This is a genomic window from Streptomyces sp. NPDC093097, assembly GCF_044754325.1.
Classification (GTDB): domain Bacteria; phylum Actinomycetota; class Actinomycetes; order Streptomycetales; family Streptomycetaceae; genus Streptomyces.
The window spans coordinates 151,201-166,386 of record NZ_JBIVOW010000022.1; the positions used below are offsets into that span (position 1 = coordinate 151,201).

Sequence of the window (15,186 nt, forward strand, 5' to 3'; positions counted from 1 at the left end):
CCGACGTTCGGCTTGTCGCCGGAGTGGCTGCTGGCGGACGGCACACCGTTCGTGGACGGGCTCGTGCTCTCGCATCCGGAGCAGTTGGACCGGCTGTGCCGCGCCTGCCCCGAAGCCGAGAAGGCGGCCGTGCTCGCCGGCGACCCCTGCTTCGACCGCATGCTGGCCGCCCGCCCGTACCGGGAACGGTTCCGGCGCGCCCTGGGCGTCCGCAGCGGACAGCGGCTCGTCGTACTGAACTCGACCTGGAACCCGGAGGGCCTCTTCGGGACCGGCGGTGACGCGGACCTCGTACCGAGCCTGCTGCCCCGGCTCGCCGCCGAACTGCCGGCCGACGACTACCGCCTGGCGGCCGTTCTGCACCCGAACATCTGGTACGGACACGGCCCCGGTCAGATCCGGGCGTGGCTGGACCGGGCCCGGCGCAGCGGGCTGACCCTGATCGACCCGGTGCACTCCTGGCGACAGGCCCTCCTGGCGGCGGATGCCGTCCTGGGGGACTTCGGGGCGGTCTCCTACTACGCGGCGGCGCTGGGCACCCCGGTGCTGCTGGCGGCCGCCGGCGAGAACCGGCTGGACCCGGAGGCGCCGCTCGCGACGTTCGTGCGGGACGCCCCGCGGCTCGCCCCGCACGGCCCGTTGCGCGATCAGCTGACGGAACTGCTGGCGCGGCACCGACCGCTCGCCGGACCGGCGGAGTTCACCACCTCGGCGCCGGGCGCCTCGGCGGAACTCCTGCGCCGCCACTTCTACACGCTGCTGGATCTCCCCGAGCCGCCGACTCCCGCGCTGCTGGAGCCGCTTCCGCTGCCGCCGTACACCCCTCCGCGACGCACCGCCCCGCTGGACGTCCGCACCCGCCCGGCCCGCAGGACGGGCGCGAAGCGCGGCTCCGGCGCGGCGGCGGAGGTCGTGATCGAGCGCTCCACGGGACATCCCTACGACGCCGTCGGCGAGGCGCACCGCGCCGTGCACGAAGACACCCGCGACCCTGGGGACCTGGCGACCGCCGATGTGATCTGGCGCGACGGCCCGCCGGACGACCCCCGCCTGGGCGGGCCGGCCGCCTGGACCGCGGAGATCCTGCGCCGGTATCCGCACTGCTCCCTCGCCGCGTATGTGACCGGGCCGGACCATTGCACCGTACGCACCCGGGAGCACGGCGCGTTCCGGCTCTCGGCGGGCCCCGGGGCGGATGCCGACCCGGCGGCCTACGCCTCGGCACTGCACGCGTGGCTGGCGCGCGGTGGAGAGGTGCCGGCGAGCGGCACCACGCTGCGGGTGCACACGGCCGGCGGCGTGCACCCGGTCGACGTGCACCCGGCCGACGCATAGCCCGTCACCAGGCACCCGCGCCGACGCGCACCCGTCGGCGGCGGCTTCTACGGCCGCCCCTGTGCCCGCTCCTACGGCTGCTGCTCCGCGCCCTCGCAGCGGCTCCGCAGACCCGTCAGGTACGCCAGATGCGGAGTCGCCCGCTCCGGCGTGAGCAGCCGCTCGGCCTCGGCGATCGCGGCCAGCGCCGCGGCGTCCTCGCCCGCCGCGTGCAGCGTCTCGGCGAGGTCGGTGAGGACGCGGCCCTGGTTGTACGCCTCGCCCTGCGCCGCGAAGAAGTCCCGCGCGCGCTCCAGGCGGATGCGGGACTCCGCCGGCTGCCCCATGCCGCGCAGGGCCCGCCCCTGGTGGCGCTCGACCAGAGCGAGGGCTCGCGGCAGGTCCCCCGCGCCCTCCTGTCCGGGCGCGATCCCCCGGTACAGGCGCTCCGCCTCGACGAACCGCTCGTACGCCGGTTCGTGCAGCCATTGGTTCAGCGCGAGCAGCCCCAGCATCTCCACGGATGACGCCTCGCCCAGCAGGTGGCCCGCCGCGCGCTCGGCCGCGACGGCACGCCGGATCTCGCGGTCGGCCTCCTCCCACCGCTGCAACTCGCCGAGGCAGTGGCCGAGTTGGAAGTGGAGCCCGGCTGCCGTGCGGGAGTCCGGGTGCTGCGCGTCGGCGCACCGGGCCGCGCTCTGGAGCGCGGGCAGCACCTCGTCCCAGTGCCCGGCCTTCAACTGGAGCGGCCACAGCGCGCGGGCCAGCCGCAGCGCCACATCGAGGTGTCCGTATTCCTCGGCGACAAAGACCGCCCGGATCACGTTCGCGGCCTCGGCGCGCAAGGCCGCCATGCCCGCGGCCTCGTCCGCGTACGGCGTCCCGTCGGCCGGGGCCGGCTCGACCCGCCAGCTCCGCGGCAGCGCGGCATGTGCGGCGTGCAATGCGCGGTGTTGCACGCGGTCGAGTACCCGGGACACCGCCGCGGCGCACTCCGCGATGCCGTGCTCCGGCCCCGCGGCGTCCGTCAGGACCCGCCGCACCTCCGGACGGAAGCGGTAACGGCCGTCGTGCAGCGGCTCCACCAGCTGCACCGCCACCGCATCGGCCACCATCCGCTCGGCGTCCTCGGCGGCGACACCCGCCGCGGCCCCGGCCAACTCGGCGTCGAACGCGGGCCAACCACCCACCGCAACCAGCCGGCAGCACCGCGCCGCCTCCGGACCGATCCCCCGGCACGCGGCCTGGACCGTGCTGTGCACCGGCGACCGACCGGCCGCCCCGTCCTCCGCCTCCAACGACGACGCCCCCTCCGACAACAACCGCTCAGCCGCCGCTTTCAGAGCAAAAGCGTTGCCCTCACAACGACGCAGCAGTGCCGGCAGTTCCGCCTTGGCGAGCGCGACCTTCTCCGGGGTGGCGACCTTCCGCAGCATCTTCACCGCGTCCCGGTCCTTCAACTCCGGCACCACGATGGGCTCCGCCTCCAGCCCGAAGGCCGGACCGGACGCGATCACCAGGAGGAAGACCTCCGGGGCGGCGGGGACGAGCCGGCGGACCTGTGCGAGGGCCGACGCGTGGTCGATCACCACCAGCGCCCTGCGGCCGGCCGTCAACTGCCGGTACAGCTCCTCGCGCCCGGCCTCCGCGGGTGGGATCCGCTCCCGCTCCACCCCCATCGTCCGCAGCAGGCGCAGCAGGACGGCCGACGACTGGGGCCCCTCCTCCCCGGCCGCGTCGCGCAGGTCGACGTAGAACTGTCCGTCGGGGTACCGCTCGATCTGGGTGGCGCCCCAGTACAGCCCCACCGCGGTGGTGCCGATCCCGGGCCGCCCGTACAGCAGCGCGACCCGCGGCCGCCCCGCGGCCGGCCGGGACGCCTCCCGCGTCAGCTGCTTCAGCACCCGCTGCCTGTCGGTGAAGTTCCGGGTGGCGGGCGGCAGTCCGGCCCCGGGGCTCAGGAGGGGCGCGGGTGCCGTCATGCTGCGCAGCAGCCGGGCCCACTCGCCGTTGTGCCGCCCGTCCTGGCTCAGCCGCGCATGCAGCGCGCTCGCCAGCGCCTCCCGCCCCTCCGCGGTGGCCGGCAACGGCGTCTCACGCCCCAGGGTCCGCCGCACCAGCGCACCCGTCGACCCGAGCGCCTGCTTCCCCATCTCCCCCGCGGCACCGTTTGCCACCGCGGAGAGGAACGCGGTGAGCGCCCCCACCGTCACGATCTCGAACACGCCAGCCCCCTGGTCCCTCCGGTCCGGTACCTGGCCGGACTGTATCCCCTGCGCAACACCCCGGGGAAAAGATCTGGCCCGGTCCACCACCGCGTGGTTCCGGCAGCGGCGGCTCCGGCGGGGCAGCGGCTCAGAAGACCGGGAACGCGGTCGGTGCGCTCGCCGGAGAGGGTGCCCAGCTGGGCGCAGAGAGGGCCCGCCCCGGGTGTTCTCCCTGGGCAGGGCCGTAAGGGCCGTAAGGGCGGACGAGTCGGCCTGTACGCCGGGTTCTGTCTCCGGGCGACCTTGCGGTCGGCCGGGAGGCGGCCATCCATCTAGGACTGCCGTTGCCGGCAGTCTCGTGCGGTCTACCCGCGGACTCGGGCGGGCAGCCCTCGATCGTCCGCGCAGGGCCGTCTGTCGACGGCCCCTCTTGACCTTGCTCCGGGTGGGGTTTACCTAGCTGCTCAGGTCACCCTGAGCACTGGTGGTCTCTTACACCACCGTTTCACCCTTACCTGGGCCTTGCGGCCCGGCGGTTTGCTTTCTGTGGCACTGTCCCGCGGGTCACCCCGGGTGGGCATTACCCACCACCCTGCCCTGTGGAGCCCGGACGTTCCTCGGGAGGATCTCTCGATCCCCACGCGACCGCCCGGCCGGCTCGTCCGCCGTGCCGACCATGGTACCTGGCGGCCGCCGACCGCTTGACCTTGCCGTTGCGTCAACGTTTCTACTGGCCTCATGCGGATCGGGGAACTCGCCGGGCTGGCCGGCGTGAGCACGCGGACGATACGTCACTACCACCAGCTGGGGCTGCTGCCGGAGCCGGTGCGGCGGGCCAACGGATACCGGGAGTACGGGCTGCCCGACGCGGTGGCGTTGGCCCGGGTGCGGCGGCTGACGGAGCTGGGGCTCGGGCTGGAGGAGGTCCGGGACGTGTTGGCGGACGACGCCGACCGGGAGCTGCGGGAGGTGCTGGCGGAACTGGACGCGGACCTGGCGCGGCAGGAGGAGGCGCTGCGGGTCCGGCGGGCGCGGCTGGCGGAGCTGCTGCGGCGGATCGAGGAGCCGGGCGGACTGCCGGAGGAGGGGCCGGTGTCGGAGCAACTGGCCGAACTCTTCGGGGAGATGGCGCGGGCGTCGGCACAGCTGCCGGGGCCGGAGCCGGCGATGGCGGCGCGGGAGCGGGAGCTGCTGGCGCTGTTGGACGCGTCGGGCGACCGCCGGGCGCGGGGAATGCTGGCGGCGGCGATGCGGGAGACGTTCGCGGCGCCGGGGGCGTTGGAGCGGGCGTACGCGGTGTACGGGATGTTGGACGAGCTGGCGGGGGCGGCGGCGAACGATCCGCGGGTGGCGGGGACGGCGCGGGCGCTCGTGGACTGTGTTCCGGAGGAGGTCGTGGCGGCGATCGCCGCCGGAGCCGGCCCCGGAGCGGTGCAGGACGAGGGACAGGGGACGACGTTATGGGCGGACCTGCTGGTGGCGGAGTTGGCGCCGGGCCAGGCGGAGGTCATGCGGCAGGCGATGCGGATGATCCAGGAGCGGTCGCGGTGAACGGGGTCGGCTTCGGGGAGCGGGTGCGGCGGCTGGCCCGGCACGAGGGGCGGTGGCTGGTGAGCCTGGTGTGGTGGGTGGCGCGGCGCCGGATCGGGGTGCCTGCGGGGGCCCGTGCGCTGCCGTACGCGGGGGCGCAGGCGGCGATGGTGTACGGGCTGGCCTTCGTGTTCACGGTGGAGACGGTCGGGATGAGCCTGATGTTGCGGGACCATCCGGGCCTGCACGCGGTGACGCTGGTGGCCGATGTCTACACCGTGCTGATGCTGCTGGGGGGCCAGGCCGCGGCGGTGACCCGGCCGCATGTGGTGGGGGCGGACGCGGTGGTGGTGCGGGGCGGTGTCCGGATGGCGGTGCGGATTCCGTTGGAGCGGATCGCCTCGGCCCGGTACGACCTGCGGTTCGAGCGGAGCGCGCGGGAGGGCGGGGGCAAGGCCGAGGGGGTGCTGGAGCTGGCCGTGGGCGGGCAGACGTCGGTGACGTTGGAACTGACCGAACCGGTGGTGGCGGTGCGGCTGCTGGGGCAGCGGGAGAGGGTGCGGACGGTGCGGTTCCACGCGGACGACGCGCGGGGCGCGGTGGCCGCGGTGCACGGGGCGGTGGCGGCGGCGCGGTCCGCCGCCGGGCAGCCGGACGCGCACGGGGAGCCGGTCGCCCCGCGGTGAGGCCAGCGGGTCAGACGGGGGTGAAGTGGACGGGTTGGCGGCCTGGTTCGGCGGTGGTCAGGCGGACCAGGATGCGGTGGCCGACGGGTAGGGCGGGGCCGCCGGGTGCGGCCTCGACGGGGCCGATGACGGCCGGTTCGCAGAGGTGGACGGTGCCGCGGGTGGGGTCGTCCGCATGGCGTTCGACGACCACGGCCTCGAAGGTCTCGCCGACCCGGTCGCGCAGCAGGGCCGCCTCGACGAGGTCGACGCAGGCCCGCTCGACCTGGTTGGCGCGCTGGGTGCCGGTCTCCATCTCGTGCGGGAGGCCGGGGAGGGCGGCGCGGACCCAGGCGGGCGGGGTGCGGTCGGCCGCCGCGGCCAGGCAGAGCTCCGAGGTGTAGCGGTCGACGAGCCGGCGCAGCGGGGCGGTGGCGTGGGCATAGGGGGCGGCGACCGCGGCGTGCACGGCGGTGGTGCGGGACGGGGCGGTGCCGTCGAAGGCGGTGTAGCCGGCGCCGCGGAGCAGGGCGGTGCACTCCAGGAGGAACGCGGCGTGGTGGGCGCGCCGCGGGTCGAGGGTACGGATCAGGGCCGCGTACGAGGTGTGGTGGGGCCAGTCGATGCCGAGGGCCTGGGCGGTGAGGCGGAGCCGGGCGACCGAACCGGCCGGCGGGTGGGCGTCCTCCTCGGGCAGGGGCGTCCCCCCGCTCGGACGCGGTGCGGCGTCGGGGAGCGGGTGAGCGCTCGGGGGAGGCAGGATGCGCAGGATGCCGGTGCCGGAGGCAAGCATCAGCTCGGCCGCGGCCATGCCGGTGAGCAGGGAGATCTGGGCGTTCCAGGCGGCCGCCGGCAGCGGGGCGCGGTAGACGAGGGTGTACCGGCCGTCGCGCTCGACGATCTCCTGCTCGGGGACGTTGAGGGAGATCGCGCCGCGGGCCGTCTCCTGCTCCTCGCGGCGCAGCCCGATCTCGCCGAGCAGGGCGAGCGGTTCCTCGGCGGTTCCGTCGTCGAGGACGCGCTGGACGCCCGCGTAGTGGAGGCGGGCGCGGGAGCGGACCAGGGCGCGGCGGACGGCGGTGCGGGTCAGCGTGCCGTCGGGGGCGAGGTCGAGCTGCCACAGCACGGCCGGGCGGTCCTGGTCGGGCAGCAGGCTGGCGGCGCCCTCGCTGAGCACCGTGGGGTGCAGCGGGATCCGCTCGTCGGGGAAGTAGAGGGTGGCCACCCGGTGGTGCGCCTCGGCGTCCAGGGCGCCGCCGGGGGTGATGAAGGCGGCGATGTCGGCGATGGCGTAGTGGACGCGGTAGCCGCCGCCCTGGCGCCGGGAGAGGAACATCGCCTGGTCCAGGTCCTGGGTGCCGGGCGGGTCGAGGGTGAAGAGGGGCAGGTCGGTGGCGTCGTCGAGGCTGTGCTCGGTGGCCACCTCGCCGTTGCCGGCCGGGATGCGCGGGGCGCGGGCCGCGCTGTCCGCTTCGGCCTGCGCGGTGGGCGGGAAGTGGTCGGGGATCTCCATCCGCACGCGCAGCTCGTGCAGGGCGGCCCGGAGGGGGGCCTCCGCTGCGTCGGTCACGTGCATGTGACGACGGGGCATGGAATCGAGCGTATGACCGCCGGGCGTTCCCGGCGCGGCGTACGGGCTGCGAGCGGGACGGCCGGGCGCGGTCGGGCTCCTCGGAGCGCTGGTGACGGCCCTGGACGCCGCAAGGAGCCGTCGGACACGCCCTAAGCTTTCGGCGGGGCCGCGGCCCCGCCCGTACCACCGCGAAGGAGAAACACCGTGCTCGTGCTGTTGCCGCCGTCGGAAGGGAAGGCCGATCCCCTTGAGGCGACGCGAAGCGTCTCCGACCGGGCCGGCGGGCGACCGGTGGGCGGGGAACCGCTGGATCTGGAGGGGCTGTCGCTGCCGGAGCTGACCGCGGCGCGGGCGGCGGTCCTGGACGAACTGGTCGAGCTGTGCACGGCCGACGCCGCCGAGGCGCAGCAGGTGCTGGGGCTCAGCGAGGGCCTGAAGGGCGAGGTCGCCAAGAACGCGGGACTGCGCACCGCGGGCACCCGGCCGGCCGGGGAGATCTACACCGGGGTCCTCTACGACGCCCTGGGGCTGGCCTCCCTGGACGCGGCGGCGCGGGAGAGGGCCGAGCGGTCGCTGCTGGTGTTCTCGGGGCTGTGGGGCGCGGTGCGGATCGGCGACCGGATTCCGTCGTACCGCTGCTCGATGGGGGTGAAGCTGCCGGGGCTGGGGGCGCTGGGGGCGTACTGGCGGGGGGCGATGGCGGAGGTGCTGCCGGAGGCGGCCGCACCGGAAGGGCCGACGGGCGGGCTGGTGCTGGATCTACGGTCGGCGGCGTATGCGGCGGCGTGGAAGCCCAAGGGCGAGGTGGCGGAGCGGACCGCGACGGTGCGGGTGCTCCAGTCGAAGATCGTGGCCGGGGTCGAGAAGCGGTCGGTGGTCAGCCACTTCAACAAGGCGACCAAGGGGCGGCTGGTGCGGGACCTGCTGGTGACGGGAGCCGAGCCGGCGGACCCGGCGGAGCTGGTGGCGGCGCTGCGCGAGCTGGGGTACGTGGTCGAGGCCCAGGCCCCGGCGAAGGCCGGCAGGCCGTGGGCACTGGATGTGATCGTCACGGAGTTGTGAGGACGGGACCCCTCTCAGCGTTGCAGCATGTGCAACGTTCGTTGCGGAGAGTGGGTGGCGGGCGCAGTATGGCGGCGTGACTGACGCCTCCGCCTCCGTGCCCGTCTCCCCCGCGCCGTCCGTTCACGACGGGGCGCCCGCCTCGGTCCTCGGACTCGCCCCGGTCCTCCCCGTCGTCGTCCTCCAGGACGCCGCGGACGCCGTCCCGCTCGCCCGCGCGCTGGTAGCCGGCGGGCTCCCGGCGATCGAGGTGACGCTGCGCACGCCCGCCGCGCTGGACGCGCTGTCGGCCATCGCCGACGAGGTCCCGGAGGCGGTGGTCGGCGCCGGGACCGTGCTGGCCCCGGAGCACATCGCGGCCGCCGCGGACGCCGGGGCGCGGTTCCTGGTGAGCCCCGGCTGGTCGCCGCGGCTGCTGGGCGCGCTGCGGGAGTCCGGGCTCCCGTTCCTGCCGGGCGTCTCGACGGCCTCGGAGGTGGTGACCCTGCTGGACGAGGGCGTCACGGAGATGAAGTTCTTCCCGGCGGAGGCGGCGGGCGGCACCCGCTACCTGAAGTCGCTGGCCGCCCCGCTCCCCCGGGCCCGCTTCTGCCCGACCGGCGGGATCGGCCCGGCGTCGGCGCCCGCGTATCTGGCGCTGCCCAACGTCGGCTGCGTCGGCGGCACATGGATGCTGCCCGGGGACGCGCTGGCCGCCGGGGACTGGGCGCGGATCGAGCAACTGGCCCGGGAGGCCGCGGCGTTGGGCGGCTGACCGCCGCACGGACCGCGCGCAACGGCCCGGCACACCGTGGGGTGTGCCGGGCCGTTGCGATGCCGGGGGCGCTAGCGCAGGTGCGACGTGTCGTTCAGCAGCCGCACGGAGGCGTTGCCGTCGGCGTAGTAGGCGACCGCGGAGAGCGAGGCCGCGGAGAGCTCCATGCGGAACAGTGCCTCCGGCGGGGCTCCGAGGGCCAGGCGGACCAGCGTCTTGATCGGGGTGACGTGGGTGACCAGGAGGACGGTCCGGCCGGCGTGGCGGGCCAGCAGCTTGTCGCGGGCGACCGCGACCCGGCGGGCGACCGCGGCGAAGGACTCGCCGCCGCCGGTGGGCGCCGCCTTGGCGGAGCCGAGCCAGGCGTCGAGGTCGTCGGGGTAGCGCTCGCGGACCTCGGCGAAGGTCAGCCCCTCCCAGGCGCCGAAGTCGGTCTCGCGCAGCCCGTCCTCGACGCGGACGTCGAGGCCGAGCCGGTCGGCGACCGCACCGGCGGTCTCCCGGCAGCGGCGCAGCGGCGAGCTGACCACGGCCTGGACGGTGCCGCGGGCGGCGAGCGCGGCGGCGGCCGCCTCGGCCTGGCGGCGGCCGGCGGCGGAGAGTTCGGGGTCGGTGCCGCCGCTGCCGGAGAACCGCTTCTGCGGTGTCAGCGCGGTCTCGCCGTGCCGGAGCAGGACGAAGGTGGCGGGGGTGCCGAGGTCCGGCGCGCCCCAACCGGCCTGCGGGGCGGCGGGGGCGGCGTCCGCGGCCTCGGCCGCTTCGTCGGCGGCGCGGGCCGCGGCGCTGCGGGCGGGGGCCGCGTCGGCGAGCGCCGCCCGGGAGTCGCGCGGCTCCCACTGCCGGCCGTCCCTGCCCGCGTCCATCGCCTCGTTGGCGAGCCGGTCGGCGTGCTTGTTGCGGGCGCGGGGGATCCACTCGTAGCTGACCCGGTCGGGCGGGAAGACCGACCTGGCCTCGGCGGCCAGCGGCTTCATGTCCGGGTGCTTGATCTGCCAGCGGCCGGACATCTGCTCGACGACGAGCTTGGAGTCCATCCGCACGTGGACGGCGGCCTCCGGATCGAGGGCCTTGGCGGCGCGCAGCCCCGCCAACAGGCCCTTGTACTCGGCGACGTTGTTGGTGGCCGTCCCGATGTACTCGGCGGCCTCCGCCAGCGCCTCACCGCTCACCGGGTCGAGGACCACCGCGCCGTAGCCGGCCGGCCCCGGGTTGCCCCGGGACCCGCCGTCCGCCTCGACGATCAGCTCGCGGGACACGGCCTACAGCCCCGAGTCGGGCGTGCGGACCAGGATGCGGCTGCAGTTCTCGCACCGGACGACGGCGTCGGCGGCGGCCGCCCGGACGTCGTTGAGCTCGGTGATGTCCAGCTCCAGCCGGCAGCCCTCGCAGCGGCGCTGGTAGAGGCGGGCGGCGCCGATGCCGCCCTGCTTCGCGCGGATGCGGTCGTAGAGCGTGACGAGCGCCTCGGGGATGTCGGCGATGGTGAGCTCGCGCTCCTTGTTGACCGTGGCGACCTCCGCGTCGATCTCGGCGTGGGCGGCGTCCCGGCGGGAGGTGGCGTCGTCGACCTTGGCCTGGATGGCCTCGACCCGGCCGGTCAGCTCGCGGACCCGCTCCTGGGCGGTCTCGCGGCGCTCCATGACCTCCAGGACGACGTCCTCCAGGTCGCCCTGGCGCTTGGCCAGCGAGGTCAGTTCGCGCTGGAGGTTCTCCAGGTCCTTGGGCGAGCTCACGGCGCCGGAGTCGAGGCGCTTCTGGTCGCGGGCGGCGCGCTGGCGGACCTGGTCGACGTCCGCTTCCGCCTTGGTCTGCTCGCGGCTGGTGTCGCTCTCCTCGGTCTGCGCGGCGACGAGCAGATCGCGCTGCTGGGTGAGGTCGGCCTCCAGGGTCGTCAGCTCGGCCAGCTCGGGGAGGTTCTTGCGGCGGTGCGCGAGCTGGGTGAGCCGGACGTCGAGGTTCTGGACGTCCAGGAGGCGGATCTGGTCGGCGGGCGCGGCGTTCAGCGGGGGGCTCCTGTGGTGTGTGTCGGGGTGGTGGGGGTGGCGGACGCCGCGTGGGCGGTCCAGGGGTCGGTGACCGTGCGGGAGACGTGCGTGCGCAGTCCCCAGCCGTGCCGGTCGGAGACCGCGTCCAGTTGGGCCGCGGCCTGCTCGCACCACGGCCATTCGGTGGCCCAGTGGGCCGCGTCCAGCAGGGCCAACGGGCTGTTCCGTCCGGTGGTCTGCGTGGCCTCGGAGGCCGGGTGGTGGCGCAGGTCGGCGGTGAGGAACGCGTCCGCACCGGCCGCCCGCACGTCGTCGAAGAGGCTGTCGCCGGAGCCGCCGGAGACCGCGAGCGTGCGGATCTCGCGGTCCGGGTCGCCGGCCGCCCGGATGCCCTGCGCGGTGGCGGGCAGGCGGGCGGCGGCGTACGCGGTCAGCTCGGCCAGCGTCATCGGGTGCGGGAGTTCGCAGATCCGGCCCAGGCCGCGGCGGCCGGCCGGGTCGCTCGGGTCCGGCACCAGGGGGCGCAGGATGCGCAGGTCCAGGGCGCCGGCCAGGGCGTCGGAGACGCCGGGGTCGGCGGTGTCGGCGTTGGTGTGCGCGACGTGCAGGGCGATGTCGTGCTTGATGAGGCTGTGCACGACCTTGCCCTTGAAGGTCGAGGCCGCGACCGTGGTCGTCCCGCGCAGGTAGAGCGGGTGGTGGGTGACCAGGAGGTCGGCGCCGAGCCGGACCGCCTCGTCGGCGATCTCCTGGACCGGGTCGACGGCGAACAGCACCCGGCCGACCTCGGCGTCGGGGTCGCCGCAGACGGTGCCGACGGCGTCCCAGGCCTCGGCCCGCTCGGGGGGCCAGAGGGCGTCGAGCGCGGCGAGGACTTCAGACAGTGCGGGCACGGGGGGAAGGTTACCTTCCTCCCGTGCCCGCGCGCCGGGCCGCGGTGGGCGGAGCACCGTCGGGCCGCCGCACCCCGGGGCGCGGGGCCGCCGCGCGCCGAGGGGCGGGCCGCTACTTGACCAGGTAGCCGCGCAGATCGTCCAGGACGCTGTCGGCGGCGGTGACGCCGAGGCCGAGGTACCAGGTCTCGTCCTTGACGTTCTTGGCATGGCCGGCCTTGACCGCCTTGAGGTTCTTCCACAGCGGGTTCTGCTCGGCGGTGTCCCGCTTGGTGGACTTGGGGTCGCCGTAGACGCCGGTGAAGATCCAGTCGGCGTCGGCCTGGTTGATGTTCTCCGGGCTGACCTCGGTGGCGAGGTCGTCGACCTGCTGGTTCTCGGGACGGGGCAGGCCGACGTCCTTGAGGATCGTGCCGATGAAGGAGTTCTGGGCGTAGAGGCGGGTGAACTGCGGCATGTAGCGCAGCATCGTCACCGTCGGCTTCTTCGGGCCGATGTCCTCGCCCAGCTTCTTCGCCTTCGCCTCGTAGGCGGCGAGGGCGGTCTTGGCCTGTGCGGTCCTGTCGAGGGCGGCGGCGTTGAGCAGGTAGTTCTGCTTCCAGGTGAAGCCGGGGCGGATCGAGAAGACGGTCGGGGCGATCTTGCTGAGCTGCTGGTACTGCTTCTCGGCGCGCAGCTTGCTGCCCAGTATGAGGTCGGGCTTGAGGGCGTTGACGGCCTCCAGGTTGAGGCCGTTGATGGTGCCGATGTTCTTGGGGTGGCCGGCGGCCTCGGCGAGGTAGTCGGGGAGCGCGGCATCGCCCTCGGTGGGGGCGTAGCCGACCGGCTTGATGCCGAGCGAGACGACGTTGTCGAGCTCGCCGACGTCGAGGACGACCACGCGCTTGGGGGCGGCGGGGAGCGTGGTGGTGCCCATCGCGTGCCGGACGGTGCGCGGGAACTGGCCGGGCTTGGCGTCGGTGCCCATCTTCGCGGTCTCGTCGGCGGCCTTGCCGAAGTCCTTGCCCCCTTGGGCCACGGACTTCGAACCCGCGCCGCGGTCGTCGCCGCCCGCGCCGGACGCACCGCAGCCGGCGAGCGCGAGCGCGCCGGCAAGGGCTAGACAGACGGCGGCACGGCGGCGAAGGGGCATCACGTCACTCCAGGTCACAGGGGGCGGCCGGGCGGGCAGGGCGAAGCTCCCCGGCCACCGACGGCGACTTAGGTCTGCCTAACTTTAAGCATCCTTGAATCGCGCAGCACACCCACCCCTCCCCCTACCGGCGAACCGGGCGACGGCCACCCTTATGCGTGAAGAGCGGCAACTGCCGTTGATCGGCCGGAAGTACGAAAACTAACGTCCCTCCACTGGAGGTGGCACCCCGATGACGATCCGCGCGCATGAGGAACCCACGGCGCCCGACAGCCCGCGCCGCACGGCGCTGACCCTCGCGGCCGGCGGCTCGTACGCCGCCCGGCTCGCCCGGTACGACGACGCCGCAGGCAACTGGTTCCCGGAGCGCTGGACGCTCGACGGCCCGGAGCCGTACGCGGTCCCCCTGCCGGGCCGCCAGCCCGAGGAGCCGGACAGCGGGCTGCTGCCGCTCGCGGACGGCCGGGTGGTGATCGTCCGCCGGGTCGCCGACCGCTTCACCGTCTCGCTGCTCTCCCCCACCGGGCCGGGGACCCAGGAGGCCCTGGTCGGCGCGGTGGCGGCACCGGCGCTCACGCTGCTGCCGCCCGCCCCCTGCGGCCGGCTCGGCTACGCGCTGACGCCCGGCGCGCAGCACACCGCGGTGTGGCGGGTGCACGGCGGGGCGGCCGGTCCCGAGCGGGTCGCCGTGGTGCCGGGCCGCTGCACCGGCGGCGCCTGGCTGGACCGCGCGGGGCGACTGCTGGCGGTGGACCGGGAGTTGGCCGGCCGCACCAAGACGGTGGTGGTCGACCTGGCCCGGGACGGGGAGGTCAGCCCGCTGCTCCAGATCACCGAGGAGAGCGAGGACCGGCTGCTGCTCGCCGACCCGGACAGCGGGCTGCTGCTCGTCCGCTCCGACGCCCCCGGCCACGACCGGCTGGGGTGGGGCGTCCTGGGCAGCAGCCGGCCGGTGCGCTTCCCCGAATGCCTGCGGGTGCCCGATACGGCGGTGGCGCCGTTCGCGGTCCAGCCGGGGCGGGCGCTGCGGCCGGAGAGCTGCGCGGTGGCCTTTCGGCTCGGCGGTCCCGGCAGCGCCTGGCTGGGCGTGTGGCGGCCCGCGGAGCGGCAGTTGCGGCGGTTCCCGGCCCCGGACGGCTGGCTGGCGGGCAGCGGGCGGTGGACGCCGGAGGGGGAGCTGCTGCTCCCGTATGCGACGGCGAAGGTGCGGTGCGGGGTGGCGCGGATGGCCGTACCGCTGGGGCAAGTTGGGGACGCCGGGGCGGGGGCCGGGGCGGGGGCGGGAGGGGCGGCGGAGGGCACGTCCTCAGGAGAGGGGACCGTTCCGGCGGAGGGGGCGTCCTCGGGAGAGGGGACGGTTCCGGCGGAGGGGGCGACTCCGGGAGAGGGGGCAACTCCGGTGGAGGGGGCCGCTCTTACGGAGGGGACCGCCCCGGCGGCGGGGACGCATGCCGTCGCGGTCGGCGTCCCGCGCAGTGACACCCCCTCCGTCGACGTTGCGGGGGCAAAGATCGTGGCGGATTCCGGGGTCGCGGAGGGCGCGGAGATTGTCCCGGATGCAGCGGATAACGACGTCGGCTCCACAGCATCTCCACATCCGGAGCGCCCCGACGGGGAACCGCTCGACGGCCCCATGCATCCCCGTTTGTGCAGGCCAGTTCCCCTGCAACAGGCGCCTCTCCCAGCCCGGGAGTCACGGTGGAGCGCTGATTCCCGCCCCGTTAGTATTCCGGCGGGGGCTGTGCAGCCGGTTGACCCGGCCACCGACGGCACCGCGCGGGCCCCGTCCCGGCGGGAGCCGGGGGAGGTCCCGACGCGTACAGCTGCAAGCGATCTGACGGAGTGACTCTTTTCATGTCCGAAGCCCGAACCGACACGACCCAGGCGCGCCCGTACGAGGCAGCCGCCCAGGCCGCCGAGGCCGCAGGCTCCGGCAGGCACCGCGGCCCGGCCGCCGCCTCGGAGGAGACGCAGGAGGCCGCGCGGTGGGCTTGTGCCGGGCCACCTTCCCGCCGACGCCCGGCCTGACCACCCGTCCCCTCGCCGGTACGCCACTGCACTGGCGGCACTT

Annotated in this window: 12 protein-coding genes and 1 other RNA gene; 6 read left to right on the forward strand and 7 right to left on the reverse strand. The window is 75.2% G+C overall.

The annotated features are described in order from the left end of the window. Positions 1-1,335: hypothetical protein (locus ACIQE0_RS30860; RefSeq protein ID WP_402338476.1), on the forward strand; the 1,335-nt coding region annotated here is incomplete at its 5' end. A 71-nt stretch (positions 1,336-1,406) separates the two neighbouring features. Here ACIQE0_RS30860 and ACIQE0_RS30865 read toward each other — a convergent pair. Continuing rightward, positions 1,407-3,539 carry an ATP-binding protein gene (locus tag ACIQE0_RS30865; RefSeq protein WP_402338479.1) on the reverse strand — a complete coding sequence of 711 codons (2,133 nt, stop codon included), beginning with the start codon at positions 3,537-3,539 and terminating at the stop codon, positions 1,407-1,409. A 242-nt stretch (positions 3,540-3,781) separates the two neighbouring features. Further along, positions 3,782-4,182, reverse strand: an RNA gene (gene rnpB, locus ACIQE0_RS30870) — RNase P RNA component class A. Positions 4,183-4,259: 77 nt separating this feature from the next. On the opposite strand from rnpB, the gene ACIQE0_RS30875 reads away from it, so the two are divergent. Both ACIQE0_RS30875 and ACIQE0_RS30880 read left to right on the forward strand, forming a co-directional pair. Further along, on the forward strand, positions 4,260-5,072 hold the full coding sequence (locus ACIQE0_RS30875; protein WP_402338482.1) for a MerR family DNA-binding transcriptional regulator: 813 nt from the start codon (positions 4,260-4,262) through the stop codon (positions 5,070-5,072). Then, complete coding sequence (locus ACIQE0_RS30880; RefSeq protein WP_402338485.1) at positions 5,069-5,737, forward strand: hypothetical protein; 669 nt, start codon at positions 5,069-5,071, stop codon at positions 5,735-5,737. The genes ACIQE0_RS30875 and ACIQE0_RS30880 overlap by 4 nt, the downstream gene beginning before the upstream one ends. Positions 5,738-5,747: 10 nt before the next feature. On the opposite strand, the gene ACIQE0_RS30885 is transcribed toward ACIQE0_RS30880, so the two are convergent. Next, a complete protein-coding gene (locus ACIQE0_RS30885) occupies positions 5,748-7,307 on the reverse strand; it encodes an RNB domain-containing ribonuclease (protein ID WP_366331967.1) in 1,560 nt (519 codons plus the stop codon). A 186-nt stretch (positions 7,308-7,493) separates the two neighbouring features. Here ACIQE0_RS30885 and yaaA point away from each other — a divergent pair, with 186 nt between their 5' ends. Next, positions 7,494-8,351, forward strand: coding sequence for a peroxide stress protein YaaA (yaaA, locus tag ACIQE0_RS30890; RefSeq protein WP_402338488.1), 858 nt, complete (start codon positions 7,494-7,496; stop codon positions 8,349-8,351). A 76-nt stretch (positions 8,352-8,427) separates the two neighbouring features. Continuing rightward, a complete protein-coding gene (eda, locus tag ACIQE0_RS30895) occupies positions 8,428-9,105 on the forward strand; it encodes a bifunctional 4-hydroxy-2-oxoglutarate aldolase/2-dehydro-3-deoxy-phosphogluconate aldolase (protein WP_384099834.1) in 678 nt (225 codons plus the stop codon). A gap of 71 nt (positions 9,106-9,176) precedes the next feature. On the opposite strand, the gene ACIQE0_RS30900 is transcribed toward eda, so the two are convergent. The 4 genes from ACIQE0_RS30900 to ACIQE0_RS30915 form a co-directional block, all read right to left on the reverse strand. Beyond that, on the reverse strand, positions 9,177-10,361 hold the full coding sequence (locus ACIQE0_RS30900) for a bifunctional RNase H/acid phosphatase (protein ID WP_402338491.1): 1,185 nt from the start codon (positions 10,359-10,361) through the stop codon (positions 9,177-9,179). 3 nt (positions 10,362-10,364) lie between these two features. Further along, positions 10,365-11,108 carry a zinc ribbon domain-containing protein gene (locus ACIQE0_RS30905; RefSeq protein WP_402338512.1) on the reverse strand — a complete coding sequence of 248 codons (744 nt, stop codon included), beginning with the start codon at positions 11,106-11,108 and terminating at the stop codon, positions 10,365-10,367. After that, a complete protein-coding gene (locus ACIQE0_RS30910; RefSeq protein WP_366331970.1) occupies positions 11,105-11,983 on the reverse strand; it encodes a Nif3-like dinuclear metal center hexameric protein in 879 nt (292 codons plus the stop codon). Before ACIQE0_RS30910 ends, ACIQE0_RS30905 begins: the two co-directional genes overlap by 4 nt. 112 nt (positions 11,984-12,095) lie before the next feature. Beyond that, the gene (locus tag ACIQE0_RS30915; protein WP_402338495.1) at positions 12,096-13,115 is read right to left on the reverse strand and encodes an ABC transporter substrate-binding protein; all 1,020 of its coding nucleotides are present in this window, start codon (positions 13,113-13,115) and stop codon (positions 12,096-12,098) included. Between the two features lie 232 nt (positions 13,116-13,347). Between ACIQE0_RS30915 and ACIQE0_RS30920 the strand changes: the two genes are divergently transcribed. Further along, positions 13,348-14,961 (forward strand): hypothetical protein, encoded by a 1,614-nt coding sequence (locus tag ACIQE0_RS30920; protein ID WP_402338498.1) that lies wholly within the window; start codon positions 13,348-13,350, stop codon positions 14,959-14,961. Positions 14,962-15,186: the final 225 nt, after the last annotated feature.